22 protein-coding genes are annotated in these 23530 nt (G+C 72.8%); 15 read left to right on the top strand and 7 right to left on the bottom strand.

What is annotated here, in order from left to right; genetic code table 11:
- Positions 1 to 61 precede the first annotated feature (61 nt).
- Positions 62 to 799: a maleylpyruvate isomerase family mycothiol-dependent enzyme gene (locus tag ACFY4A_RS32565; protein ID WP_390832919.1), complete on the bottom strand. Its 738-nt coding sequence runs from the start codon at positions 797 to 799 to the stop codon at positions 62 to 64.
- Positions 800 to 935: 136 nt separating this feature from the next.
- On the opposite strand from ACFY4A_RS32565, the gene ACFY4A_RS32560 reads away from it, so the two are divergent.
- Complete coding sequence (locus ACFY4A_RS32560; protein ID WP_390832966.1) at positions 936 to 3446, top strand: ATP-dependent Clp protease ATP-binding subunit; 2511 nt, start codon at positions 936 to 938, stop codon at positions 3444 to 3446.
- A 128-nt stretch (positions 3447 to 3574) separates the two neighbouring features.
- Here ACFY4A_RS32560 and ACFY4A_RS32555 read toward each other — a convergent pair whose 3' ends face one another.
- Complete coding sequence (locus ACFY4A_RS32555) at positions 3575 to 4861, bottom strand: cytochrome P450 (protein WP_390832918.1); 1287 nt, start codon at positions 4859 to 4861, stop codon at positions 3575 to 3577.
- Between the two features lie 93 nt (positions 4862 to 4954).
- Complete coding sequence (locus ACFY4A_RS32550) at positions 4955 to 6310, bottom strand: glutamine synthetase family protein (RefSeq protein WP_390832917.1); 1356 nt, start codon at positions 6308 to 6310, stop codon at positions 4955 to 4957.
- A 342-nt stretch (positions 6311 to 6652) separates the two neighbouring features.
- On the opposite strand from ACFY4A_RS32550, the gene ACFY4A_RS32545 reads away from it, so the two are divergent.
- The 10 genes from ACFY4A_RS32545 to ACFY4A_RS32500 all read left to right on the top strand — a co-directional run bounded on the left by ACFY4A_RS32545 (position 6653) and on the right by ACFY4A_RS32500 (position 16982).
- Positions 6653 to 6841, top strand: a complete 189-nt coding sequence (locus ACFY4A_RS32545; RefSeq protein WP_073952234.1) for a ferredoxin — start codon at positions 6653 to 6655, stop codon at positions 6839 to 6841.
- A gap of 3 nt (positions 6842 to 6844) precedes the next feature.
- The gene (locus ACFY4A_RS32540) at positions 6845 to 8053 is read left to right on the top strand and encodes an NAD(P)/FAD-dependent oxidoreductase (RefSeq protein WP_390832916.1); all 1209 of its coding nucleotides are present in this window, start codon (positions 6845 to 6847) and stop codon (positions 8051 to 8053) included.
- Between the two features lie 12 nt (positions 8054 to 8065).
- Positions 8066 to 8872: an acetoacetate decarboxylase family protein gene (locus ACFY4A_RS32535; RefSeq protein WP_390832914.1), complete on the top strand. Its 807-nt coding sequence runs from the start codon at positions 8066 to 8068 to the stop codon at positions 8870 to 8872.
- Positions 8873 to 8906: 34 nt separating this feature from the next.
- Entirely contained in the window at positions 8907 to 10373 is a 1467-nt protein-coding gene (locus ACFY4A_RS32530; RefSeq protein WP_390832913.1) for an aldehyde dehydrogenase, read from the top strand.
- Positions 10366 to 11292, top strand: a complete 927-nt coding sequence (locus ACFY4A_RS32525; protein ID WP_390832912.1) for a 3,4-dihydroxyphenylacetate 2,3-dioxygenase — start codon at positions 10366 to 10368, stop codon at positions 11290 to 11292. Before ACFY4A_RS32530 ends, ACFY4A_RS32525 begins: the two co-directional genes overlap by 8 nt.
- Positions 11293 to 11303: 11 nt before the next feature.
- A complete protein-coding gene (locus ACFY4A_RS32520) occupies positions 11304 to 12149 on the top strand; it encodes a fumarylacetoacetate hydrolase family protein (RefSeq protein WP_390832911.1) in 846 nt (281 codons plus the stop codon).
- 373 nt (positions 12150 to 12522) lie between these two features.
- On the top strand, positions 12523 to 13089 hold the full coding sequence (locus tag ACFY4A_RS32515; protein WP_390832910.1) for a TetR/AcrR family transcriptional regulator: 567 nt from the start codon (positions 12523 to 12525) through the stop codon (positions 13087 to 13089).
- A 172-nt stretch (positions 13090 to 13261) separates the two neighbouring features.
- Positions 13262 to 14716 (top strand): APC family permease, encoded by a 1455-nt coding sequence (locus ACFY4A_RS32510; RefSeq protein ID WP_390832909.1) that lies wholly within the window; start codon positions 13262 to 13264, stop codon positions 14714 to 14716.
- 62 nt (positions 14717 to 14778) lie between these two features.
- Complete coding sequence (locus ACFY4A_RS32505) at positions 14779 to 16269, top strand: aldehyde dehydrogenase (protein WP_390832908.1); 1491 nt, start codon at positions 14779 to 14781, stop codon at positions 16267 to 16269.
- Complete coding sequence (locus ACFY4A_RS32500) at positions 16266 to 16982, top strand: gamma-glutamyl-gamma-aminobutyrate hydrolase family protein (protein WP_390832907.1); 717 nt, start codon at positions 16266 to 16268, stop codon at positions 16980 to 16982. The genes ACFY4A_RS32505 and ACFY4A_RS32500 overlap by 4 nt, the downstream gene beginning before the upstream one ends.
- Positions 16983 to 17021: 39 nt before the next feature.
- Here ACFY4A_RS32500 and ACFY4A_RS32495 read toward each other — a convergent pair whose 3' ends face one another.
- Both ACFY4A_RS32495 and ACFY4A_RS32490 read right to left on the bottom strand, forming a co-directional pair.
- Positions 17022 to 17594 (bottom strand): MarR family transcriptional regulator, encoded by a 573-nt coding sequence (locus tag ACFY4A_RS32495; RefSeq protein ID WP_365424273.1) that lies wholly within the window; start codon positions 17592 to 17594, stop codon positions 17022 to 17024.
- A 114-nt stretch (positions 17595 to 17708) separates the two neighbouring features.
- On the bottom strand, positions 17709 to 18281 hold the full coding sequence (locus tag ACFY4A_RS32490; RefSeq protein WP_390832906.1) for a hypothetical protein: 573 nt from the start codon (positions 18279 to 18281) through the stop codon (positions 17709 to 17711).
- A gap of 217 nt (positions 18282 to 18498) precedes the next feature.
- On the opposite strand from ACFY4A_RS32490, the gene ACFY4A_RS32485 reads away from it, so the two are divergent.
- Positions 18499 to 18879, top strand: coding sequence for a luciferase family protein (locus ACFY4A_RS32485; protein ID WP_390832905.1), 381 nt, complete (start codon positions 18499 to 18501; stop codon positions 18877 to 18879).
- A 20-nt stretch (positions 18880 to 18899) separates the two neighbouring features.
- Here the strand turns inward: ACFY4A_RS32485 and ACFY4A_RS32480 are convergent, their stop codons facing one another.
- Positions 18900 to 19679 (bottom strand): DeoR/GlpR family DNA-binding transcription regulator, encoded by a 780-nt coding sequence (locus tag ACFY4A_RS32480; protein ID WP_390832904.1) that lies wholly within the window; start codon positions 19677 to 19679, stop codon positions 18900 to 18902.
- Between the two features lie 128 nt (positions 19680 to 19807).
- Here ACFY4A_RS32480 and ACFY4A_RS32475 point away from each other — a divergent pair, with 128 nt between their 5' ends.
- Complete coding sequence (locus ACFY4A_RS32475) at positions 19808 to 20689, top strand: SIS domain-containing protein (RefSeq protein WP_390832903.1); 882 nt, start codon at positions 19808 to 19810, stop codon at positions 20687 to 20689.
- Positions 20690 to 20727: 38 nt separating this feature from the next.
- Positions 20728 to 21600, top strand: a complete 873-nt coding sequence (locus ACFY4A_RS32470; protein ID WP_390832902.1) for a ketose-bisphosphate aldolase — start codon at positions 20728 to 20730, stop codon at positions 21598 to 21600.
- Here the strand turns inward: ACFY4A_RS32470 and ACFY4A_RS32465 are convergent.
- Positions 21590 to 22723, bottom strand: coding sequence for a methyltransferase (locus tag ACFY4A_RS32465; RefSeq protein WP_390832901.1), 1134 nt, complete (start codon positions 22721 to 22723; stop codon positions 21590 to 21592). The genes ACFY4A_RS32470 and ACFY4A_RS32465 overlap by 11 nt on opposite strands.
- A 68-nt stretch (positions 22724 to 22791) precedes the next feature.
- On the opposite strand from ACFY4A_RS32465, the gene ACFY4A_RS32460 reads away from it, so the two are divergent.
- Positions 22792 to 23439: an alpha-ketoglutarate-dependent dioxygenase AlkB family protein gene (locus ACFY4A_RS32460; protein ID WP_390832900.1), complete on the top strand. Its 648-nt coding sequence runs from the start codon at positions 22792 to 22794 to the stop codon at positions 23437 to 23439.
- Positions 23440 to 23530 lie beyond the last annotated feature (91 nt).

Here is a 23530-nt window from a genome sequence, read left to right as displayed (position 1 = left end):
AGCCTTCATGTCGCGAGTCGAGCAATCGTGTGCCCGGCGGGGCAAGCGTGGCCCGGCGGGCTCAGACGATGCCGGACGTCTCCCGCCACAGTGCGGCGAGGGTGAGGTCGCCTGTCACGTTCGGCACGGGGACGCGGTTCCACAGGGCGAGGTACAACTGGCCGGCGGGGCCGGAGAGTTCGGTGTCGCACGCGGCGGACGCGGTCCGGGTCGTGACCGGTGGCTCGCCGGACAGGCGCACGGTCCACACCGCGTCCGCGTCCGTGGCCCGCACTCTCAGGACCCGCGGTTCGCGGCTGCGGACCCGGCTGCGGGAGCGGGCGTGGAAGCCGCGCAGCAGCTCGTCGATGCCGTCCACGGCGAAGGCCGTGCCGAGCGTGTCCGGGGTGCCGCCGCGCGCGGCCTCGGCGTCGTGGCGGTGGACCGCCGTCTCGTGTGCCTGCCGCCGGGTCCAGAAGGCCAGGGACGAGGGTGACGGTGCCGGGTGGAAGTTCCAGCACTCCACGTCGGCGGGCGCCGCGGCCAGCGTCTCGACGAGCAGGCGGTGACCGGCCCGGTACCAGGCCACCAGCGCGGCGCCGTCCAGATCCGGCGGATCGCCCATCGGGCGCGGTGACGTGCGGGCGTCGGCGACGATGCCGGCGGCCCACCGGTGCACCACGCCCGTGTGCCGCAGCAGGTCCCGTACCCGCCACCCCGGGCAGGCCGGCACCGCGGCGTCGGGCCCCGCCTGCTCGGCGGCGGCCGCCAGCAGACGGCCCTGACGGTCCAGTGCGTGAAGGTACGCGGCGGTATCCATGCCGGGAGTCTGCCGGACGCGGCCCGCCCCGGGGAGAGCCGCCCTGGGCACCGGACCGGCGTAGGCCGCGTTGCGATACTCCATTCGGCGGGTTGGGCTGGAAGGTGACTCATTGCCCAAGTTCCGGACGGCGATCATGACGATGTCCCCCTTCGGCGCCTCCTTCGGCGGCCCGGACCCGTTCTCCGAGATCCTCAACCGCTTCTTCGGCATGACGCCGGGCGCGGCGCCCCCGCAGGTGCAGCGGGTGCCGATCGGACGGCTGTTGACCGACTCCGCGCGCGAGCTGATCAACCAGGCCACCGGGCGGGCGGCCGAGGACGGCAGCTCCGACCTGGACACCGAGCACCTGCTCTGGGCGTGCACCCAGGTGCAGCCGGCCCGCGGCCTGCTCGCCCAGGCCGGAGCCGACCCCGACCGGCTCGGCGCGGCCCTCGCCGAGGCGCTGCCCGGTGAGAGCGGCACCCCCTCCGCGCAGCCCGGCCTGACCCCGGCCGCCAAGCGGGTGCTGCTGCGCGCCTACGAACACTCCCGGGCGGCCGGAGTGTCGTACATCGGCCCCGAGCACATCCTCGGCGCGCTGCTGGACACCCCGGGCGCCGCGGCGGCGCGCGTGCTGGGCGCCCACGGCATCGAGGCGGACCAGTTGCGCCGCAGCGCCGACACGGCCTCCCGCCCCGATACCGCGCCGGGCGGGGCAGAGCCCCCGAGCGACACCCCGACCCTGGACCAGTACGGGCGCGACCTGACCGAGGAGGCCCGTGCCGCGAAGCTGGACCCGGTGGTGGGGCGGGCCGCGGAGATCGAGCAGACCGTCGAGGTCCTCTCCCGCCGTACGAAGAACAACCCCGTCCTGATCGGCGAGCCGGGCGTCGGCAAGACCGCGATCGTCGAGGGGCTGGCCCAGCGGATCGTGGGCGGGGACGTGCCGAAGACCCTGGAGAACAAGCGGGTGGTCGCCCTGGACCTCACCGGACTGGTGGCGGGCGCCCAGTACCGTGGCCAGTTCGAGGAGCGGCTGAAGAACGTCATCGACGAGGTCAAGGCGGCCTCCGAGTCGACGATCCTGTTCCTGGACGAACTGCACACCGTCGTCGGCGCCGGCGCCACCGGCGAGGGCTCCATGGACGCGGGCAACATCCTCAAACCGGCCCTCGCCCGCGGCGAGCTGCACGTCGTCGGAGCCACCACCCTCGACGAGTACCGGCGGTACGTGGAGAAGGACGCCGCCCTGGAGCGCCGCTTCCAGCCCGTCATGGTGCCCGAGCCGAGCGTCGAGGAGACGGTGCAGATCCTGGAGGGACTGCGCGACTCCTACGAGGCTCACCACCAGGTCCGCTACAGCGACGACGCCCTCGTCGCCGCGGCGGAGCTGTCGGACCGCTACGTCACCGACCGGTTCCTGCCCGACAAGGCCATCGACCTGCTCGACCAGGCCGGCGCCCGGGTGCGTCTGCGGTCCCTGGGCCGGTCCGCCGAGGTCGTCGAGCGCGAGGACCGGCTGGCCAAGCTGCGCCGCGAGAAGGACCAGGCCGTCGCCGCCGAGAACTTCGAACGGGCCTCCGAACTCAAGGACCGGATCGCCGAGGTGGAGACGGAACTGGAGGGTCTGGCCGAGCGCCGCGAGGGCGTACTGGAGGTGACCGTCGACGACATCGCCGACGTGCTGTCCCGGCGCACCGGTATCCCGGTCTCCCAGCTGACCGAGAGCGAGAAGGAGCGGCTGCTGAAGCTGGAGGAGGCGCTGCACTCCCGGGTCGTCGGCCAGGACGAGGCCGTCACCGCGATCGCGCAGGCGGTGCGCCGCAGCCGCGCCGGTATGGGCGACCCCGACCGGCCCGTGGGCTCCTTCCTGTTCCTCGGCCCCACCGGGGTCGGCAAGACCGAACTGGCCAAGGCGCTCGCCGAGTTGCTGTTCGGCGACGAGAACCGGATGGTCCGCTTCGACATGAGCGAGTTCCAGGAGAAGCACACCGTCTCCCGGCTCGTCGGGGCCCCGCCGGGCTACGTCGGACACGAGGAGGCCGGCCAGCTCACCGAGAAGGTGCGCCGTCAGCCCTACAGCGTGCTGCTCTTCGACGAGGTGGAGAAGGCCCACCCGGACGTCTTCAACACCCTGCTCCAGGTGCTCGACGACGGCAGGCTCACCGACGCCCAGGGCCGTACCGTCGACTTCCGCAACACCGTGGTCATCATGACCTCCAACATCGGCGCCCAGCGGATCCTCGCCCACCACGGGAACGTCGCCGCCATCAAGGACCAGCTGATGGAGGACCTGCGCGGAAGGTTCCTGCCCGAGTTCCTCAACCGCATCGACGACATCATCGTCTTCCACGGTCTGAGCGAGGAGGACCTCGGCCGGATCGTGGACCTGCTGCTGGACCACAGCCGCCGGCGGGTGCGTGCCCAGGGCCTGGACCTGGAGGTCACCGACGCCGCGAAGAAGCTGCTGGTCGCCCACGGCCACCAGCCCGGGTTCGGGGCCCGTCCGCTGCGCCGCACCATCCAGGCCGAACTCGACAACCGCATCGCCTCCCTGCTGCTGAGCGACTCGGCCGACCCCGGTGACACGATCGTGGCGGACGTCGTGAACGACGCCCTGGTCTGCCGGGTCGAACACCCGGAGGTCCCCGGCCGGCTGACCTGATGAGGCAGGCTGCCGCGGGGCGGCGCGGCCGGCAGCCGCACGACGAACCGGATCACCCGTCATTCACCGGGGCTGCACCGATGCGGCCGGGCCGGCATGCGCCCTGCGGCGGTACCGCCTGCGTCCGGTCAGGCGAGGGTCACCTCCACCGGCAGCTTCTTGATGCCGTTGACGAAGTTGGAGCGCACCCGGGGCACGTCCCCGGCCAGGCGGATGCCGGCCAGGCGCGGGATGAGCTCCTCGAACATGATCCGGATCTCGGTGCGGGCCAGGAGGTTGCCCAGGCACAGGTGCGGGCTGCCCTTGCCGAAGGTGACGTGGTCGTTGTTCTGCCGGGTGACGTCGAAGTCGTACGGGTTGCCGAAGACCTCCTCGTCACGGTTGCCGGAGGCGAACCACATGACCACCTTGTCGCCCTCCTTGATCCGCTTGCCGCCGAGTTCGGTGTCGCGGGTGGCGGTGCGGCGGAAGTGGTACACGGGGGAGGCCCAGCGCAGGAACTCCTCGACCGCGGTGGGGATCAGCGAGGGGTCCTCCTGGAGGCGGGCCAGCTGCTCGGGGTGCTGGAGCAGGGCCAGCATGGAGTGGCTGATGGTGTGGCGGGTCGTCTCGTTGCCCGCCACCACCAGCAGCAGGAAGTAGTTGTCGAAGTCCTGCGCCGAGAGCGGGACGCCGTCCCGCGGGGTGCCGTTGACCAGCCGGGAGACCAGGTCGGTGCCGTCGCCGCCGTGCCGCTGCCGGGCCAGCTCCCGGCCGTAGGCGAAGACCTCCAGGGAGGCGGGGGAGCGGAAGGGCAGGTCGCGGTACTTCTCGCTCTCCTCGGAGTGCAGGAGCACGTCGGCGTAGTCCGGGTCGGTGTTGCCGATGATGCGGTTGCCCCAGTCGATGAGTTGCTGGTTGTCCTCCGGGGGCACGTCGAGCAGCCGCGCCAGCACGTTGATGGGGAAGTCGGCGGAGACCTCCTTGACGAAGTCGAAGGTGCCCTTGGCCAGGGCCGCGTCCAGGGTGGTCGCGGTCAGGCCGCGCAGGAAGTCACCGTAGCTGTTGATCACGCTCGCGCCGAACTGGCGCTGGATCAGGCTGCGCAGCGCGCGGTGGCGGACCCCGTCGAGCTCGAGGATGGAGGCGCGCTTCTTGATCTGGTCGTCGTCGACCTCCTCGAGGTTGACGAACCGGGTGGAGGTGAAGGTCTCGGCGTCGCGGTCGACGCGGGCGATGTCCGCGTGCCGGGTCACGCTCCAGAAGCCGGAGTTCGGCGCCTCCTCGGGCTGCCAGTGCACCGGATCCTCGTGGCGCAGGGTGTGGAACATGCGCCAGGGGGTGACGCCGTCGGTGAAGTTGTCCAGGTCGGCGAGGTCCACGTCGGCCAGCGGCAGCGGCTCGCGGACGGCGTCGGGCAGGGTCGGGGTGGTCATGGGTGGTGTCTCCTCGGCGTCAAGGGGCACGGTGCCGGCGGGATGCGGCGTCACGGGGCCGGGGGCCCGGTGCCATGGGCGGGGCGGGCTCGGTCAGAGGTGGTAGGCGTACTCGGTGAACTCCCAGTCGGTGACGTGCCGACCGAAGCGTTCGACCTCGTCGCGCTTGTAGGTGAGGTAGGAGGCGGTGAAGTCCTTGCCGAGGACGTCGGCCAGCGCGGTGTCCGCCTCGAGGGCGTCCAGCGCGGCGGACAGGGTGGTCGGGAGCATGGCGGACCGGTCGGTGTCGTAGCCGTATCCGTCCAGCGGCGCGGGCGGTTCGTCGCCGGCCAGGACGCCGAGCAGGGCGGCGGCCACGGTCCCGGCGATGAGCAGGTAGGGGTTGGCGCCGGCGTCGCCCAGGCGAAGTTCGAGCCGGGAGCCGGCACCCCGCTCGGGCGGGATGCGGACCATGGCGCTGCGGTTGTCCAGGCCCCAGTCGACCAGCCAGGGGGCGAGGGTGTCCGGGCCGAAGCGCTTGTAGGAGTTGACCGTCGGATTGGCCAGCGCCGCGAGCGCGGGCGCGTGGGCGAGGATGCCGGCGACGGCGTGCCGGGCGGTGTCGGACAGGCCGTACGGCGCCGTCGGGTCGTCGAAGGCGTTGCCGCCGTCGTCGTTCTCGCAGGACAGGTGCAGATGGAAGCCGGAGCCTCCCGCGTCGTTGAACGGCTTGGCCATGAAGGTGGCCAGACGCCCCTCCTTGCGGGCGAGCTCCTTGACCGCCGACTTGAAGCGGAAGGCCCGGTCGGCGGCCGACAGCGCCTCCGAGTGGGTCAGGTTGATCTCGAACTGCCCCCCGTCGAACTCGTGGTTCCCACTGCTCACGCCGAGGTCGGCGGCGCGCAGCAGGCGCAGGGTGCGCAACAGGTGGTTGTCGTCGTCGGCGCGCAGGCCCGCGGTGTAGACGACGCCCCGGGCGTCGCTGTAGCGGCGCCAGCCGCGCGGGGAGCCGGGCGCGGGTTGGCAGAGGAAGTACTCCAGCTCGGGGCCGATCACCGGGTGCAGTCCGTGCTCGCGGCACCGGTCGAGGACGGCGCGGAGCAGGTCGCGGGGTGACTCGGGGGCGGGCAGCCCGGTGGCCGGGTCGGTGACGTCGCCCAGACAGCTCGCCACGCCGGGTTCCCAGGGCAGGGACACCAGGGTGTCGAGATCCGGTCGTACGCAGATGTCGGGCAGTCCCGCGTCCAGGCCGCCGGCGACCGGGACGACGTCGCCCTGCGGGCTGGTGTGGTAGACGGCGCGGCAGAAGGCCAGGCCGTGGTCGCAGGCCGAGGGCAGGTGCTCCAGCAGGACGTCCCGGGCGCGGTCGGTGCCGATGAGGTCGGGGTAGGTCACCCGGACCACGTCGACACCCTCGGCGGCGAGCCGGTCCTGGTGCCGGCGGACGGATGGGGAATCGGATGCGCTCACCGGTGTCTCCTCTGGGGAATGTGGGGCGCTTCCCAGGCCGGAGCGGGCGCTGGGAGAGGGGAAGAGGGGCGGCGCCGCACTGCGGGGAGGAGCAGGGGCCGCTCAATGTTTGAGGCCAAACGGTATGGACCCCATCACCTCGCCGCAAGGGGTTGGCCGCAAAAATTTATCCATCCGGATAGCTATTGACCAGGGTCCGGTCGCTTCCTATGTTGTTTGACGCCAAACGAGTTCGGGGTGCGGTGTCACCCACCCCGTTGGCCGGGGCCCGGCCGCATCCGGTCCGGGCCCCTTTCCCTTCCAGCCCCGCGCCCGACGCCCTCAGCACCAGGAGGACCGGCCATGAAGGTCGTCGTCGACATGAACAAGTGCCAGGACCACGGTCAGTGTGTCTTCGCCGCCCCTGACGTCTTCAGCTTCGACGACGCCGGCCGTCTGGCCTACGTCAGCGACCCCGACGACGCGCTGCGCGACGAGGTCGAGGAGGCCGCCGACGTCTGCCCGCTCCAGGCCATCCGGATCGAGGACTGAGCCGTGAGCGCACCCGTCGTCGTGGCCGGCGCCTCCATGGCCGGCCTGCGCGCCGCCGAGCAGCTCCGGGCCGCCGGATACCTCGGCCCGATCACCCTGGTCGGCGAGGAACCCCACATGCCCTACAACCGGCCGCCCCTGTCCAAGGAGGTCCTGGCCGGCAAGGCGGCCTTCGAGTCGCTGGCCTTCAGGCCCCGTGCCGCGGTCGCCGACGCCGCATGGCGCCTGGGCACCAGGGTCGTCGCCGCCGACCTCGACCGGCGCCAGGTCGAACTCGACGACGGCGAGACCCTGTCCTACGCCGGGCTCGTCGTCGCCACCGGGATGCGGCCCCGCCGGCTGCGCTGCCCCGGACCCCTCCGCGGACGGCATACCGTCCGTACGCTCACCGACGCCCGCGAGCTGCGCGAGGCCCTGACCCGCCCGGGCGTCCGGGTGGTCGTGGTGGGCGCGGGCTTCATAGGCTGCGAGGTCGCCGCCACGGCCGTCGCCCTCGGCGCCGCCGAGGTGACCGTCGTGGACCCGCTGCCCCTGCCCATGGCCGGACCGCTCGGCGAACTGCTCGCCGGGGCCCTGCTGAAGCGGCACGAGGAACGCGGAGTGCGCTTCGCGCTCGGCACCGGCGTGGCCGGCTTCGAGGGCGAGGACCGGGTCACCGGCGTGGTGCTCGGCGACGGGACCGTGCTTCCCGCGGACGTCGTGGTGGAGTCGGTCGGATCGGTCGCCAACACCGAGTGGCTCGACGGCAACGGACTCGACCTCACCGACGGCGTGCTCACCGACGAGCACCTGCGCGTCGGCGGCCGCCCCGAGGTGGTGGCGGTCGGCGACGTCGCCCGCTTCCCCAACGCCCGCTACGACGGCGTACCCCGCCGCGTCGAGCACTGGTCGATCCCCACCGACACCGCCAAACACGCCGCCCGGGTGCTCGCCGCCCACCTCGACGGCGCCGACGCCGGTCTCGACCCGTTCGGGCCGCTGCCCACCTTCTGGAGCGACCAGCACGACTTCCGCCTTCAGTCATTCGGCGCGCCCGGGCTCGGCCTCGGCGACGTACGGATCCTCGACGGCGGTCCGGAGGGGGACGTGCTCGTCGGCTACCACCAGGACGGCCGTCTGGTCGGCGTCGTCGCCCTCGGCGGCCAGGCCGCGGCAGCCGCCGCCGCCCGCCGCCGCGCGGAACTGCTCAAGCTGCCCGCCCTCACCGCGTAAGGAACGCCTGCCATGACCACCGTCCGCGGATTCTTCCACCCCAAGACGGCGACGGGTGCCTCGTCGCTGATCCCCTCCCCGCCGTGGCACTACTCCGGCGACCTGCTCACCGTCGAGTACCGCACGGACCCGGCACGCGTGCGCGAACTGCTTCCCGAGCCGCTGGAGCTCGCCGACGAGGACCCCGGCGCCGTGGCGCTGATCTGGGCCGACTGGCAGTCCTGCGCAGCCGCGGGCGAGGAGCTGCTGGACCCGGTGCGCGCCCAGTACAAGGAGGCCTTCGCCGTCGTCCGCTGCAAGTACCAGGGGCAGACGTACACGCGCTGCGTTCACATCTGGGTCGACAAGGACTTCGCCATCGCCCGCGGGCTGCACCAGGGCTACCCGAAGAAGCTCGGCTCGATCCACCAGACCCGCCCGCACCCCTACGGTCCGGCCCCGCGGATCGAGGCGGGCGCCTGCTTCGGCGCGACGCTCGCCGCCGCCGACCGCCGCATCGCCCAGGCCGTGGTCACCCTGCGCGAGCCGTCCGAGACCAACGGCTTCGTCAACGCCCACCCCATGGCCCACCACCGCTGGCTGCCGTCCATCGAGAAGGGCAAGGGCCTCGCCCTCGACGAGCTGGTCGAGTCCGGCGCCGCCTTCTTCGAGGGCGGGCAGCCGTGGGTCGGCGACGCCGATCTGGAGCTGTTCGAGTCGCCCACCGAGGAGCTGGCCCGGCTGGAGGTCCGCGAGCCCGTCGCCGCCTACTACCGGCAGGTGGGCGTGGTCTGGGACGGCGGCCGCCTGCTGGAGTCCGGCACGTCCGGCGCCGAGTGACGCACCCGCAGACGAAACACCCTGGAGACCGGACATGACCGACACCCACACCACCACCGTCGCCGGAGTCGCCGTCGACACCCGGCACTGGATCGGCGGCGAACGCGTCGCCTCCGCCGGCACCTTCACCGACGTCTCGCCCATCGACGGCGCCGCGCTCGGCGAGATCTCCCGCGGCACCGCGAGCGAGGCCGCCGCCGCCGTGGCCGCCGCCAAGGCCGCCTTCCCCGGCTGGGCCGCCACCCCGCGCGCCGAACGCGCCCGCATCCTGCACGCCATCGCAGACGGCGTGGAGAAGCGGCTCGAAGAGCTCGCGATCGTCGAGACCACCGACAACGGCGCCCTGCTGCGCTCCCACCGGCGCGGTGTCATGCCACGCGTCGCGCACAACTTCCGCTTCTTCGCCGACTGGCTGCTCCGGCTCGACCACGAGGACTTCGAGACCCGCGGCCACGCCAACCACGTCAGCTGGGACCCGGCCGGCCCCTGTGTGCTGATCACCCCGTGGAACGCGCCGCTGATGCTGGCCACCTGGAAGGTCGCCCCGGCCCTCGCCGCCGGCAACACGGTGATCCTGAAGCCCGCCGAGTGGTCCCCGCTGACCGCCTCGCTGCTCGCCGACATCGCCGCCGAGGCGGGACTGCCGGCCGGCGTCCTCAACGTCGTCCAGGGCCTCGGTTCGGAGATCGGCGACGCGCTCACCTCGCACCCGGACGTGCGCCGGATCAGCTTCACGGGTTCCGTCCCGACGGCCCAGCGGATCTCCGCGTCGGCCGCCGCGAACCTCACCCCGCTCAGCCTCGAACTCGGCGGCAAGTCCCCCTTGCTGGTGTTCGCCGACGCCGACGTCGACCTCGCCGTGGACCTCGCGGTGGAGCAGTACGACAACGCCGGCCAGGTCTGCCTGGCGGGCACCCGGTTGCTGGTGGAGGAGTCGATCGCCGAGGAGTTCACGCGGCGCTTCACGGAGAAGGCCTCCCGGCTGGTGCAGGGCGACCCGCGCGACGGGGCCACCGACATCGGCCCCAACATCCACCCCCGCCAGCTGGAGAAGATCGACGGCTTCGTGCAGCGGGCGCTCGCGGCGGGGGCCCGGGCCGTCATCGGCGGCCACCGCAAGGACGGCCTGTTCTACGCGCCGACGCTGCTGACCGACGTCGCCCAGGACTCGGAGATCGTGCAGGAGGAGGTCTTCGGCCCCGTACTGACCCTCCAGACCTTCGGCACCGAGGAAGAGGCCGTCCGCCTCGCCAACGACACCCGCTTCGGCCTGGCCGCGACTCTCGCCACCGGCGACCACGAGCGCGCCGAGCGCGTCACCGCGCGGCTCGTCGCCGGCACCGTCTGGGTCAACTGCTTCTTCGTGCGCGACCTCCAGGCCCCCTTCGGCGGCTCCCGCCACTCCGGCGTCGGCCGCGAGGGCGGCACCTGGAGCTTCGACTTCTACTGCGACCTGAAGAACACCGTCACCGCCCCGAAGGGATGGAGGGACCATGGGTGAGATCGTCGGGGCGGGGCTGCTCGCCCACGTGCCCACCATCGTGCTGCCGAAGGAGACCCGGCTGGAGCTCAACGAGGGCAAGGAGATCACCCTCGTCACCGGCCTGGAGCAGCTGCGCGAGGACGTCTTCGCACGCGACGACTACGACACCGTGGTCGTCCTGGACTCCCACTGGGCGACGACCGTCGAGTTCGTCGTCACCGCCCAGCACCGGCGCGCGGGCCTGTTCACCTCCGAGGAGCTGCCGCGCGGCATGTGCCGGATGCCCTTCGACTTCCCCGGCGACCCCGAACTCGCCCACAACATCGCCTCGTTCGCCGACAAGCACGGCACCTGGATCACGGCGATCGACGACGAGTACCTGCCGATCTACTACGCCACCATCAATCTGTGGAAGTTCCTCGGCGAGGGCCTGCCCGACAAGCGGTGGGTGACCATCGGCGTCTGCCAGACCGGCGACATGGAGGACCACCTGCGCCTGGGCCGCGCCCTCGCCGACGGCATCGCCGCCACCCCCGGACGCCGGGTCCTGCTCATCGCCTCCGGCGCCCTGTCGCACACCTTCTGGCCGCTGCGCGAGTTGCGCGACCACGAGGCGAGCGACCCGGCCCACATCTTCACGCCCGAGGCCCGCGAGGCCGACCACGAGCGCATCGACTGGTTCAAGGAGGGTCGCCACGACAGGGTCCTCGACACCATGGACGAGTTCTGGAAGCACAAGCCCGAGGCGAAGTTCTTCCACTACCTGATGATGGCCGGCGCCCTCGGCGAGCGGGCCTGCGTCGCCAGGGCCCGCCAGTACGGCGAGTACGAGAACTCCATCGGCACCGGCCAGGTCCACCTGTGGTTCGACCGCCCGGCCCACGGCTGGACCGGCACCGGCCTGCCCACGTCCCCCGCCCCGCACACGACCGCCTAGAAAGGTCCCCCATGTCCGAGTACCGCCGCATCCTCCTCGACGGTGCCGCCGTCCAGGTCACCGTCGACGGGGACGAACTGGTCGCCGGGGACGGCCGCCGCGTCAAGAGCGACGACGCGCGGCACCTTCCCCCGGTGGTCCCCTCCAAGGTGATCGCCGTCCACCTCAACCACCGCAGCCGGGTGGACGAGTTCCGGATCGGCCTGCCCGACACCCCGACGTACTTCCACAAGCCGACCTCGGCGCTCAACTCCCACAAGGGCGCGATCGTGCGCCCCGAGGGCTGCAAGTGGCTCAACTACGAGGGCGAGGTCGCCATCGTCATCGGCAGGACGGCGCGCAACATCTCGCCGGCCGAGGCGGGGGACTACATCGCCGGGTACACCATCGCCAACGACTACGGCCTGCACGACTTCCGCGACACCGACGCCGGCTCGATGCTGCGCGTCAAGGGCTCCGACACCCTCTGCCCGCTCGGCCCCGGCCTGGTCACCGACTGGGACTTCCACGGCAAGCGGCTGCGGACCTATGTCAACGGCGAGGTCGTCCAGGACGGCTCGACCGACGAGATGACCTGGGACATGCACTATCTCGTCGCCGACATCGCCCGCACGATCACCCTCTACCCCGGTGACGTGCTGCTCTCCGGCACCCCCGCCAACTCGCGTCCCGTCCGGCCGGGCGACGTCGTCGAGGTCGAGGTCGAGGGGCTGGGCCGCCTCACCAACCACGTCGTCACCGGTCCGACCCCGATCCGGACCGACGTCGGCGCCCAGCCCACCGAGTCCGAGGAGGTGCTGTCCACCGCGCTCGGCGGCGACTGGGAATTCCGTGGCATCCGTCCGCCGCGCCGCTGAACGGCCCGCGGTCGATAGGGTCGGTGCCATGACCGAGCCCGGACACCCCGTGAACCCCGCGGAGCGCGGCGAACCCGCGGCGCCGGCGGAGAGGGCTCCTCGCACGGAATCGACGGCTCCCGGCAGCCCCGCCGGCCCCGCGCCCGCCGGGGGAACGGGGGCGCCCGCTGACTGCGCGGCTTCCGCCGGGGCGGCGGGGTCCGCTGGTTCTGCGGCTTCCGCCGGGACGGCTTCACCTGCCGGGTCTGTCGAGTCGGACGGGTCGGTGGGGTCCACCGGATCTGTCGAGTCCGGTGCGGCCGGCGGGCCCGACCATGCCGCGGAATCCGGTGCGCCCGCCGCGGCCGGTCCTGGTCGGCGGCCGCGTAAGCGGGTGCGGAACTATGGGGCCGGGCGGGACGCGTTGCTCGACGCCGCCGTGCGTGTGGTGGCGCGCGGTGGGCTGCGCAGGCTCACCTACCGGGCCGTGGCGCAGGAGGCCGGGGTCACCCATGGACTCGTCGTGCACCACTTCGGCTCGCGCGACGCCCTCATCGAGGAGGCGCTCGCCCACGCCGTGCGCTCCTCCCTGAACAGCAGCGCGCTCGAGCCCGGCACGGGCCGGGTCGCGGACTTCTCCGCCGGGCTGTCGGACATGGTGGAGTCCGGCCCGGACCTTCAGGCCTTCCAGTACGAGTTGCTGCTGGAGGCGCGCCGCCGGCCCGAGCTCATGCCGCACCTGCGGGCCCTGTACGAGGAGTATTTCGGCGCCACCCGCCGGGAGCTGACCCAGATGCTCGCCCGGCCGGTCGACCGGGGCCTGTACCGGCTGGTCTTCGCGGCCCTGGAGGGCCTGGTGCTGCACCAGCTCGTGTTCGGCGAGCGCGAGGTCACCGAGGAGGCCCTCGCCCGGCTGCGCGACCTGCTCCAGCAGCTCGCCGCCGACCCGGAAGAGGCCTGAGCCGTACGCTGGACCGGCGTGGCCACCGGACCGCAGGTCACGGTGGCGTAAGAATCGGCGATCCGCACGGATTCCCAGCCTTCACCCCCTTGTCAAACGGATAGTTCCGCCCTCACGATGAGGCAACTCGTTTGGCCTGAAACGATCCTCCTTTCTCTGGCAGGTGATCCGAGTGGACAGTCAGACGGCCTCCGCGGAGCGGACCGTACGGGACACATCCACCGCAGCCACGCTCAAGCCCAATGCGCTGGGCGTTTTGGGCATCCTCTTCTTCGTCCTGTCCGCGCAGGCCCCCCTGACCGGGATCGCCGGGGCGGCCCCGATCTCCGTCGCCATCGGCAACGGAGCCGGCACCCCCGCCGCCTACGTACTCGCGGGCGCCATGATCCTGCTGTTCTCGGTCGGCTTCGTCGCCATGGGACGGCACGTCGTCGACGCCGGCGCCTTCTACACCTACATCGGCACCGGGCTCGGCCGCACCGCCGGAGCCGGCAGCGCCGGCCTCGCCCTGTTCTCGTACTGCGTCATCCAGGCGGCCATGTACGGGCTGTACGGCTCCATCGTCAGCGGACTGGTCGCCCACCACACCGGTCTGGACCTGCCGTGGTGGGTCTGGGCGCTGGCCACCATGGCCGTGGTGAAGGTGCTCGGGGCCGCCGGCGTCGAGATGGGCGCCCGCGTGCTGGCCGTCTTCGTCACCGCCGAGTTCAGCATCCTGCTGGTGTTCGGAATGGTCACGTTGCTCAAGGGCGGCGGGCCCGAGGGCCTCGGCGTGACCGACAGCTTCTCGCCGTCCGCGGCGCTCCAGGGCGCACCCGGGGTCGCCGTGATGTTCGCCGTCGCCTCGATGTTCGGTTTCGAGGCCACCGCGATCTACGGCGAGGAGGCGCGCAATCCCAGCAGGACCGTCCCGCGGGCCACCTACCTGTCCGTGCTGGTGGTCACCGGCTTCTTCGCGCTGACCTCCTGGATGCTGATCTCCGCCTACGGCGCCTCGCAGGCGTCGGCGGCAGCGGGCAAGGCGCTGGCGAGCGGGGACTCCACCGGCTTCGTCTTCGCGCCGATCGCCGCGGAGTTCGGCGGCTGGGTGAACCAGGTGCTGCCGATCCTGCTCGCCACCTCCCTGTTCGCGGGCATCCTCACCTTCCACAACTCCGCCAACCGCTACCTGTTCTCGCTCGGCCGCGACGGGCTGCTGCCACCGGGCCTGTGCCGGCTCAACGCCCGCCACGCGCCCGCGGCCGCCGGCTGGGTGCAGACCGTGATCGCCCTGGCCCTCGTCGTCCCCTTCGCGCTGACCGGCAAGGACCCGGTGCTGACCCTCTTCTCCTGGTTCAGCGGAGTGGCCGTCCTGGCGATGATGCTGCTCTACCTGCTGACCTCGGTGTCGGTGGTCGTCTTCTTCCGCCGAGAGCGCCTGGACGGCCGGGTGTGGAACACCCTCGTCGCCCCGGTGCTGGGCGCGCTGGGCCTCGCGGGCGCCATCTGGCTGATCCTGGCCAACTTCACCACCCTCATCGGCGGCTCCACCGGCACGGCCGTGTGCCTCACCCTCCTGGTGCCCGTGGTACTGGCGCTCGGCGCGGTCAACGAACGGGTCAGGCAACGGCGCGCGGCGACGCCGTAACCCCGCCTCGCCCGCCCTCACCCGCCCCGAGACGACGAACGACCAACGGTCTGGAGGACCGCATGTCCGCTGTCACCCACGACGAATGGCTCCACCGGGCCAAGGATTTCCAGCCCCCTCGCGCGCACCACGTCGACGGCGTCGAGGAGGCCGGCGGCGGCGCCGCCTTCCGGGTCGTCTCGCCCCGGGACGGCCAGGTGCTGACCGAGGTCGCCGACGCCGGCCCCGCCGAGGTCGACGCCGCCGTGGCCGCCGCTCGCCGCGCCTTCGACAGCGGACCGTGGCCGCGGTGGGCGCCCGCCGACCGCGGCCGGGTCCTCCTGCGCATCGCCGATCTCCTCCAGGAGCGGCGCGCGGAACTCGCCCTCGCCGTGAGCCTGGAGATGGGCAAGCCGATCAGCGACGCCAACGACATCGAACTGCGCGCCGTGATCAACACCTTCCGCTGGTACGGGCAGCTCGCCGACAAGCTCACGGACGAGTCCCCGCACACCGCCGCGGACGCGCTCGCCCTGGTCACCCGGGAGCCGGCCGGCGTCGTCGGCGCGGTGGTGCCCTGGAACTTCCCGCTGACGCTCGCCGGCTGGAAGGTCGCCCCCGCGCTGGCGGCCGGCTGCACCGTCGTACTCAAGCCCTCGGAGAACTCTCCGCTGTCCGCGCTGCTGCTCGCCCGGATCGCCACCGAGGCAGGTCTGCCGCCCGGAGTGCTCAACGTGGTGAACGGCGACGGGCCGGTGGCCGGGCGGGCCCTCGGCCTCCACCCGGACGTCGACGTGCTGGCGTTCACCGGTTCCACGGCCGTCGGCCGCCACTTCCTGCGCTACTCCGCCGACTCCAACCTCAAGCGGGTCTGGCTGGAACTCGGCGGCAAGTCGCCGAACATCGTCCTGCCCGACGCGCCCGACCTGGCGAAGGCCGCCGCCACCGCCGCCTGGGGCATCTTCTTCAACCAGGGCGAGATGTGCACCGCGCCCTCCCGGCTGCTGGTGCACTCCTCGATCGCCGAGGAGGTCACCGAGGCGGTCGTGGCACGGGCACGCGAGTTGCGAGTGGGCGACCCCCTGGACCCCGCCACCGAGATGGGCGCCCTGGTCGGCGAGGCCCACCTGGACCGCGTACTGGACCACGTCCGGCAGGGCGCCGACGACGGGGCCCGCCTGCGCACCGGCGGCCGGCGCGTCCTGACGGAGACCGGCGGCGTCTACGCCGAGCCCACCGTCTTCGACCGCGTCGACCCGCGCTGCCGGCTCGCCCGCGAGGAGATCTTCGGCCCGGTCCTGTCCGTCCTGACCTTCGACGGGATCGACGAGGCGGTCGCGCTCGCCAACGCCACCGAGTACGGCCTCGCCGCCGGCCTGTGGACCTCCGACCTGTCCACCGCCCACCGCGTCTCCCGGGCCCTGAGGGCCGGCACCGTCTGGGTCAACTGCTACGAGGAGGGCGACCTCACCGTCCCCTTCGGCGGCATGAAGCAGTCGGGCAACGGCCGGGACAAGTCCGTCCACGCCCTGGAGAAGTACACCGAGCTGAAGACCACCTGGATCCAGTTGTGAGCCGAACCCCCGTGCGTCCCCTGATCGCGATCCCCGCCCGCTTCTCCGCCACCACCTCCGCGCTGCGCTTCGCCGCCGAGGTCAACGCCCGCGCCCTGATCGAGGCGGTGTGGCGGGCCGGCGGCGAACCGGTGAACATCCACCCGGCGGACCCCGCCGGGCACGACGTCGCCGCGCGGCTCGCCCGCTTCGACGGCGTCCTGCTGCCCGGCGGCGGCGACCTCGCACCGCACCGGTACGGCGCCGCCGACACCCACGACAGTGTCTACGACGTCGACGACCTCCAGGACGCCTTCGACCTGGAGGTTGCCCGCCGGGCACTGGAGTCCGGCGTGCCGCTGCTGGCGGTCTGCCGTGGTCTTCAGGTGGTCAACACCGTGCTGGGCGGCACGCTGCACCAGGACATGGGCGGCCCCGGCCAGGACCACCGGCACGTCCGGCACCCCGTGTCCCTCGCCCCCGGTTCGGCACTGGCCGGGATCACCCGCGCCGACAAGGTCGAGGCCTCCTGCTACCACCACCAGCACATAAACCGGCTCGGCGAGGGCCTGACGGTCACCGCCCGGGCCGCCGACGGCACCGTGGAGGGCGTGGAGCGCGCGAGCGGCACGGGCTGGTTCGCGGCCGTGCAGTGGCACCCCGAGGACACCGCACACGAGGATCCGGCGCAGCAGCGCCTGTTCGACGCGCTGGTGGAGGCGGCCCGTGCCTGAGTGTCCCGGCCCGCCACGGGCGGCGCGGAACCCGTCGGGTCAGCCCTTGGCGCGGCGCCCGCTGCGGCGCGGCGCCGGGTCCGCGCCGTCCAGCAGCGACCGGCGGCGTTCCTCGCCGTGCTCCTCGACCTGGAGGACCACACGCCGCAGCAACTCCGCCAGCCCCCGGCACTCCTCGCCGCTCAACTGCGAGGTGACGAAGGCCTCTTCCTCGTTGAACTCCGGAAAGACCCGGCTCATGAACTCCTCGCCCTCGGCGGTGAGCGAGAGCAGGACGAGCCGGCCGTCGGTGGGGTGCCCGGTGCGGCGCAGCAGCCCGCGCGACTCCAGCGTGCGGGAGACGCCCGTCAGAGTGCCTTTGGAGATGCCGGCCTCCTCGGCCACGTGCCGGGTCTCCGACTCGCCCCACACCCAGACCACCCACAGCACGACGAACGCGGTCCAGGTCAGGTCCGAGCCGCGCAACACCGAGTTCTCCAGGTGCTGGCGGACCGCGGAGGCGGCCCGGTAGATGTTGGCGACCGCCGCCATCTGCTCCCGGCGCACGCGGATGCCGCCGAGCTTGGCCTGCGCGAGCTTCTCCGCCTCGGTGATGGAACGGTGGCCGGGCACGGGCACTCCCTCGCTCTGATCGCCGGGACCGGGCGGGCCGGTGCCGTCCGCCGGGTCATTCGGGCTCAAAGTGTACGGCGATCAGTTCCGGGGCGAGGTGCCCTTCCCCCGTCCTCAGCCCGTCTTCCACCCCCAGGGCGTGTCCACGCGCGCCCACTCCTCGTCCCACTGGGCGAAGCGCCGGCGGTCGAGCCGGGTCCGGGCCAGTTTGGCACCGCCGATGACGACGCCCACGGTGGTCGATCCCGCCCAGAGTCCGCCCAGGGTCGTCTGGAAGGCGATGTCGGCCGGTGAGGCGGGCGACGGGACCAGCGTGCCCTGCCCGTTCGTCCACACCGTGACGCGGGCGCCTGGTGTCGCGGAGACCGGGACCCTGGTCCGGCCCGTGTGAGCCGAGCCGTTGGCGTCCGTCCAGCGGACCGTTCCCCATCCCAGGGCGCCGCCCACCGGCCGGACCGCCCCGCGGGTCGCCTCCTGCGTCACCACGGCGGGCACCGGGTGGCTCTCGGCCCGGACCCGCTCCGCTGCCTGATGCATCGCGCCCGCCGTCAGCACACCCGCGAGGACACCGCCGGCCACGGCGAGGACCCAGGCGACGAGCAGGAGCCACGCCTCCACGACGTCACTGGTCCGCCTGAGCGGATTGCGCCGCCATCGCCACAGCCACACTCCCGCACGACGTGCCACCTTCGACACCCCCTCGTGAGCATCGACGGCCCCTACTGCCAGTGTGCCCCCATGGGCGGTCCAAGGCTTCCGGGGAGCCCGGAAAGTGGCGGCCGGCCCCGGCGGCACGGCCGCCCCCGGGCGCGGCCCGCCGGCCCGTGCCGGGCCTTCGGACACGGATCGGTTAAGGCTTTCTCACGTGGCCGTTGCCCTGCGGTGAGCGCGCCATGATGGGGCCATGACGTTCGCCGCGCGCGCTCTCGCCCAGCTGGTCACCTGGCCCGACCTCAAGGAGGCGGTGCCGAGCTGCGGCAGCGGGCAGGCGCTCAGCTCGGCGGGCGGGGAGATCGCCCACTTCCACTCCGAGCGGGACGTCGACCTCAACCTGACCGCCCGGGCGATCCGCCGCCTGGAGGGCGACCTGCGGCGCTTCGCCGCGATCCGGGTCGTGCCCGGCTCCTCGTGGGTGACGCTCCGCCTCGACGCCTCGGCCGACGTCGACCTGCTGATGAGCCTGATGAGCGTGGCGCTCCAGGCCCAGCAGGGGCCGCCGGACGACGCCCGGACCACCCCCTGCGGCTGCAACGACGGCCGCGGCGTGGGCTTCCTGCGGTTGTGACGTGGAAGCGGGAGGTGCCGTCAGACGGTCAGCACCCGCAGGCCCGCCTCCTCGAACCCGCGCACCGTCTCCGGCGCCGCCGCCGCGTCCGTGACCAGGGTGTCCACCGACTCGGCCGAGCAGATGCGGGCGAAGGCCCGTCGGCCCAGCTTGCTGGAGTCGGCGGCCACGACGACACGCTCGGCGCGCTCGCACAGCAGCCGGTTGACGGCGGCCTCGGCCTCGTCGTGCGCCGCCGCGCCGTGCGCGACGTCGAAGCCGACCACCCCGAGCACCGCCACGTCGAGCGTGATCTGGCTCAGCACCCCGTCCGCCAGCGGCCCGATGAGCTCGTACGACTGCGGCCGCGCGACCCCTCCGGTCAGCACGATCTTGAACTGGGGCCTGACGGCGAGCTCGTTGGCGATGTTGAGCGCGTTGGTCACCACGGTCAGCGCGGGGGAGCCGGAGGCGAGGTCGGCGCGCACCGCCAGGGCGCGGGCCACCTCCGTGGTCGTGGTGCCGCCCGTCAGGCCCACCGCCTCGCCGGGCGCCAGGAGATCCGCGACCGCCTTGGCGATGCGCTGCTTCTCGGAGGCGTGGCGGGCGGTCTTGTAGCGCAGCGGCAGCTCGTAGGAGACTCCGTGCACCACCGCGCCTCCCCGGGTGCGGACCAGCATCTGCTGCTCGGCGAGCTGGTCGAAGTCCCGCCGGATCGTCGCGGCCGACACCCCCAGTCCGGTCGCCGCCTCCTCGACGTCCAGCCGGCCGCGCTCGACGAGCAGCTCCAGCAGCGCCTTCCAGCGGGCGTCACGTGACATCCGCCTCCTCCGTTCCCTCGATCCTCCGTGACCTTAGCGCACCCGGCGCGCATGCTAGATGCTTGATTGTGCTCGAAAGGCGACGGTATCTTGCATGAACAAGCATCTGCCGAGCAGGAGGAGGGGCCATGAGCCATGTCGAGGACGAGCTGACCAGCCAGCCCGAGTGCTGGTCCCGTGTCGCGGCCGACGTCGCCGTCCACGGCCGGGCACTGCCCGCCCAGGGGGAGCGGGTCGCGATCGTCGGCTGCGGCACCTCGTACTTCATGGCCCAGGCCGCCGCCGCGCTGCGCGAGGGTTCGGGACAGGGGGAGACCGACGCCTTCGCCGCCTCGGAGTTCCCCTACGGCCGCTCCTACGACCGCGTGCTCGCCCTCACCCGCTCCGGCACCACCACAGAAGTCCTCGAAGTGTTGCGGGAGTTGAAGGGGCGCACCCGTACGACGGCGGTCACCGCGGACCCCGCGACCCCCGTGATGGACACCGCCGACGAGGCCGTGGTCCTCGACTTCGCGGACGAACGCTCCGTGGTGCAGACCCGGTTCGCGACCACCGCCCTCACCCTGCTGCGCGCCCACCTCGGGCTGCACACCGACGAGGTCGTCGTCGACGCCCGCGCCGCCCTGTCCGCTCCGCTGCCCGAACCGCTCATCGCCTGCACGCAGTTCACCTTCCTGGGCCGGGGCTGGACCGTCGGACTGGCCAACGAGGCCGGGCTGAAGATGCGCGAGGCCTCACTGTCGTGGACCGAGGCCTACCCGGCGATGGAGTACCGGCACGGCCCCATCAGCGTCACCACCGACGGCACGGCCACCTGGATGCTCGGCCGGGCGCCGGAAGGGCTCGCTGAACAGGTCCGCACGACGGGTGGGTTGTGGATCGAGGGCGAGCTCGACCCGCTGGCGGAACTGATCCGTGCCCAGCGGCTCGCGGTCGCCGTCGCCGCGGCCCGAGGCCTGGACCCGGACCGGCCCCGCCACCTCACCCGCTCGGTGATCCTCGCACCCTGACGCCCCGTCACCCGATCCGGTACCGGAAAGGACAGACCGTGCCGCTTGCATCCACCGGCGAACTGGTCGCCCGCGCCGCCGCCGCGCGCTCCGCAGTCGTCGCCTTCAACATCATCACGCTGGAACACGTCGAGGCCGTCGTCGCCGGGGCGGAGGCGGCCGGCGCGCCCGTCGTCCTCCAGGTCAGCGAGAACGCCGTCACGTTCCGCTACGGACGGCTGCTGCCGCTCGCCCGTGCCGCCGCGGCGGCGGCCGAACGCGCCACCGTACCCGTCGCGTTGCACCTCGACCACGTGCAGAGCGACGACCTGCTGCGCCAGGCGGCCGACGCCGGCTTCAGCTCCGTGATGTACGATGCCTCCCGGCTGCCGTACGCGCAGAACCTCGCCGCGACCAGTGCCGCCGCGGCCTGGGCGCACGCCCAAGGGCTTTGGATCGAGGCCGAGTTGGGCGAGGTCGGCGGAAAGAACGGCGCGCCGCCGCTGGACGCCCACGCCCCCGGCGCGCGCACCGATCCCGCCGAGGCGCACGCGTTCGTCACCGGCTCCGGGGTGGACGCCCTGGCCGTGGCCGTCGGCAACACCCACGCCATGACCGAGCGCACCGCCGCCCTCGACCACGACCTCATCAAGCGACTCGCCGGAGCACTGGACGTGCCGCTCGTCCTGCACGGCTCCTCCGGCGTCCCCGACGGCGAACTGGCCGCCGCCGTCGCCGGGGGCATCGCCAAGGTCAACGTCGGCACCGCCCTCAACATCGCGATGACCGGCGCGATCCGCGGCTTCCTCGCCGCCCACCCGGAGGCTGTCGACTCCCGCAAGTACCTCAGCGTGGGCCGCGAGGCGATGGTGGGGGAGGTGGAGCGGCTCATCGGCGTGATCGGCTCACGCCGTACGGCGCCTACCTCTTGACGGCCCGCAGCACCACGAACTTCGGGTCGCTCGCGACGAGCCGGCTGTTGCCGAACAGCCGGCGCAGCTTGACGTGGTAGCCGAGGTGTCGGTTGCCGATCACCCACAGCTCGCCGCCGGGGCGCAGCGCACGCCGCGCCCCGGTGAACATCCGCCAGGCCGTCGCGTCCGTGGTCGCCTGGTGCGAGTGGAAGGGCGGATTGTTCAGCACGAGGTCCACGCTGCCGGCCGGCACCCCGGCCAGCGCGTCGCCGACCCGGAACTCGGCCTGTCCCGGCACGCCGTTCGCCTTGTACGTCCCCTCCGCGGAGGCCACGGCCTGGAACGACTCGTCCGTGAACAGCACCTCGGCGCCCGGGTTCGCCAGCGCCAGCGCCGTACCGACGACGCCGTTGCCGCAGCCCAGGTCCACCACCCGGCGGGCGCCGCCGCCGTCCGGCAGGTGCCGCAGGAAGAACCGGGTGCCGATGTCGAGCCGGTCGGCGCAGAAGACGCCCGCGTGGTTGACGACGGTCCGGCCGGAGGCTGCGCCTACGCCGTCGGGCAGCGTGTAGGTGTGCGGCCACGGGTTCGCGGGCGGCTCCCGGGAGGGGTCCGGCGTGCAGAGGATCAGGCGGGCCTTGCGCCGTGCGAGCGAGGTCCGGGTGGGACCGAGGATCCGCTCGAACAGCGTCAGCGTGGAGGTGTGGATCTCCTTCACCATCCCGGTGCCGACGACGACCGTGCCCTCGTGCACCGCGGGCGCCAGGCGCAGCAACTGGTCCTCCAGCAGCGCCAGGCTCCTGGGCACCCGCACCAGCAGCACGTCGATCCGGCCGGGCGGGGGATCCTGCGTGGTCAGCAGGCGTACCGCGCCGGGCTCCGCTCCGCACCGGGCGAGGTTCGCGCGGGTCGCCTCCTGCGTGAGGAAGGAGTCGGTGATCTGCACCGGCCGGTGCGCGGCCAGCGCCGTGACCAGGGCGCCCCAGCGGTCCCCGACGACCACGACGGTCCCGGACAGGTCGGTCCCGTGCTCGTCGAGGTGCCCCAGCAGGTACTCGTCGGAGGCGTCCCAGGCCCGCAGCCGGTCACGCGGGTCCTGTGGGAACCGGGCGAGCTCCAGCTCGCCCCAAGGAGTCGTCATACGGTCGTTCATCGCCTGTCAAGGCTAGCGGAGCCGCAGCTCACGCCGTGTCGGGCAGGATGGGAACCATGGACGCCGAGCTGTTCCCGCGCGGCCGCACGCAGATCGCGCCGGGCGCCGTGCACGTGCCGGACTGGCTGGATCCGGACCGGCAGCGCGCGCTGCTCGCCGCCTGCCGGGAGTGGGCCCGCCCACCGGCCGGCCTGCGCACGGTGCGCACGCCCGGCGGCGGGACGATGACCGCCCGGCAGGTCTGCCTGGGCCGGCACTGGTACCCGTACTATGCCCGCACCGCCGTCGACGGCGACGGCGCCCCGGTGAAGCCGTTCCCCGCCTGGCTGGACGAGCTGGCCCGCGGCGCGGTGACCGACGCGCTGGGTCCCGGCGCGGCCGGCCCGGCGCCGTACGACATCGCCCTGATCAACTTCTACGACGCCGGGGCGCACATGGGCATGCACCGCGACAGCGACGAGAAGTCCGGCGCGCCGGTGGTGTCGCTGAGCCTCGGCGACACGTGCGTGTTCCGCTTCGGCAACACCGGGACCCGCACCCGGCCCTGGATCGACGTCGAACTGCGCAGCGGAGACCTGTTCGTGTTCGGCGGCCCGTCCCGCCTCGCGTACCACGGCGTGCCGCGCGTCCATCCGGGCACGGCACCGGCCGAGTTGGGGCTGACCGGACGGCTGAACATCACTCTCAGGGTGAGCGGCTTCTAGGAGCGTGGGTCAGTAACGGGCAATTGGCCGGTCGGTCGTGATCGGTGTGATTGATTGCGGTCGGGCGGCGGGCCCGGGGTCCCGACCTGCC

This window comes from Streptomyces sp. NPDC001292, assembly GCF_042896465.1.
Taxonomy (GTDB): domain Bacteria; phylum Actinomycetota; class Actinomycetes; order Streptomycetales; family Streptomycetaceae; genus Streptomyces.
This window is presented reverse-complemented; position numbering and strand designations above follow the sequence as displayed.

What these genes read in the sequence shown, in the direction of transcription:
- ACFY4A_RS32530 (WP_390832913.1), top strand. Translation starts at nt 8,907, where the DNA reads ATGACCGACACCCACACCACCACCGTCGCCGGAGTCGCCGTCGACACC.
- ACFY4A_RS32545 (WP_073952234.1), top strand. Translation starts at nt 6,653, where the DNA reads ATGAAGGTCGTCGTCGACATGAACAAGTGCCAGGACCACGGTCAGTGT.
- ACFY4A_RS32555 (WP_390832918.1), bottom strand. Translation starts at nt 4,861, where the DNA reads ATGACCACCCCGACCCTGCCCGACGCCGTCCGCGAGCCGCTGCCGCTG.
- ACFY4A_RS32485 (WP_390832905.1), top strand. Translation starts at nt 18,499, where the DNA reads ATGACGTTCGCCGCGCGCGCTCTCGCCCAGCTGGTCACCTGGCCCGAC.
- ACFY4A_RS32560 (WP_390832966.1), top strand. Translation starts at nt 936, where the DNA reads ATGACGATGTCCCCCTTCGGCGCCTCCTTCGGCGGCCCGGACCCGTTC.
- ACFY4A_RS32465 (WP_390832901.1), bottom strand. Translation starts at nt 22,723, where the DNA reads ATGACGACTCCTTGGGGCGAGCTGGAGCTCGCCCGGTTCCCACAGGAC.
- ACFY4A_RS32565 (WP_390832919.1), bottom strand. Translation starts at nt 799, where the DNA reads ATGGATACCGCCGCGTACCTTCACGCACTGGACCGTCAGGGCCGTCTG.
- ACFY4A_RS32480 (WP_390832904.1), bottom strand. Translation starts at nt 19,679, where the DNA reads ATGTCACGTGACGCCCGCTGGAAGGCGCTGCTGGAGCTGCTCGTCGAG.
- ACFY4A_RS32460 (WP_390832900.1), top strand. Translation starts at nt 22,792, where the DNA reads ATGGACGCCGAGCTGTTCCCGCGCGGCCGCACGCAGATCGCGCCGGGC.
- ACFY4A_RS32525 (WP_390832912.1), top strand. Translation starts at nt 10,366, where the DNA reads ATGGGTGAGATCGTCGGGGCGGGGCTGCTCGCCCACGTGCCCACCATC.
- ACFY4A_RS32475 (WP_390832903.1), top strand. Translation starts at nt 19,808, where the DNA reads ATGAGCCATGTCGAGGACGAGCTGACCAGCCAGCCCGAGTGCTGGTCC.
- ACFY4A_RS32535 (WP_390832914.1), top strand. Translation starts at nt 8,066, where the DNA reads ATGACCACCGTCCGCGGATTCTTCCACCCCAAGACGGCGACGGGTGCC.
- ACFY4A_RS32520 (WP_390832911.1), top strand. Translation starts at nt 11,304, where the DNA reads ATGTCCGAGTACCGCCGCATCCTCCTCGACGGTGCCGCCGTCCAGGTC.
- ACFY4A_RS32505 (WP_390832908.1), top strand. Translation starts at nt 14,779, where the DNA reads ATGTCCGCTGTCACCCACGACGAATGGCTCCACCGGGCCAAGGATTTC.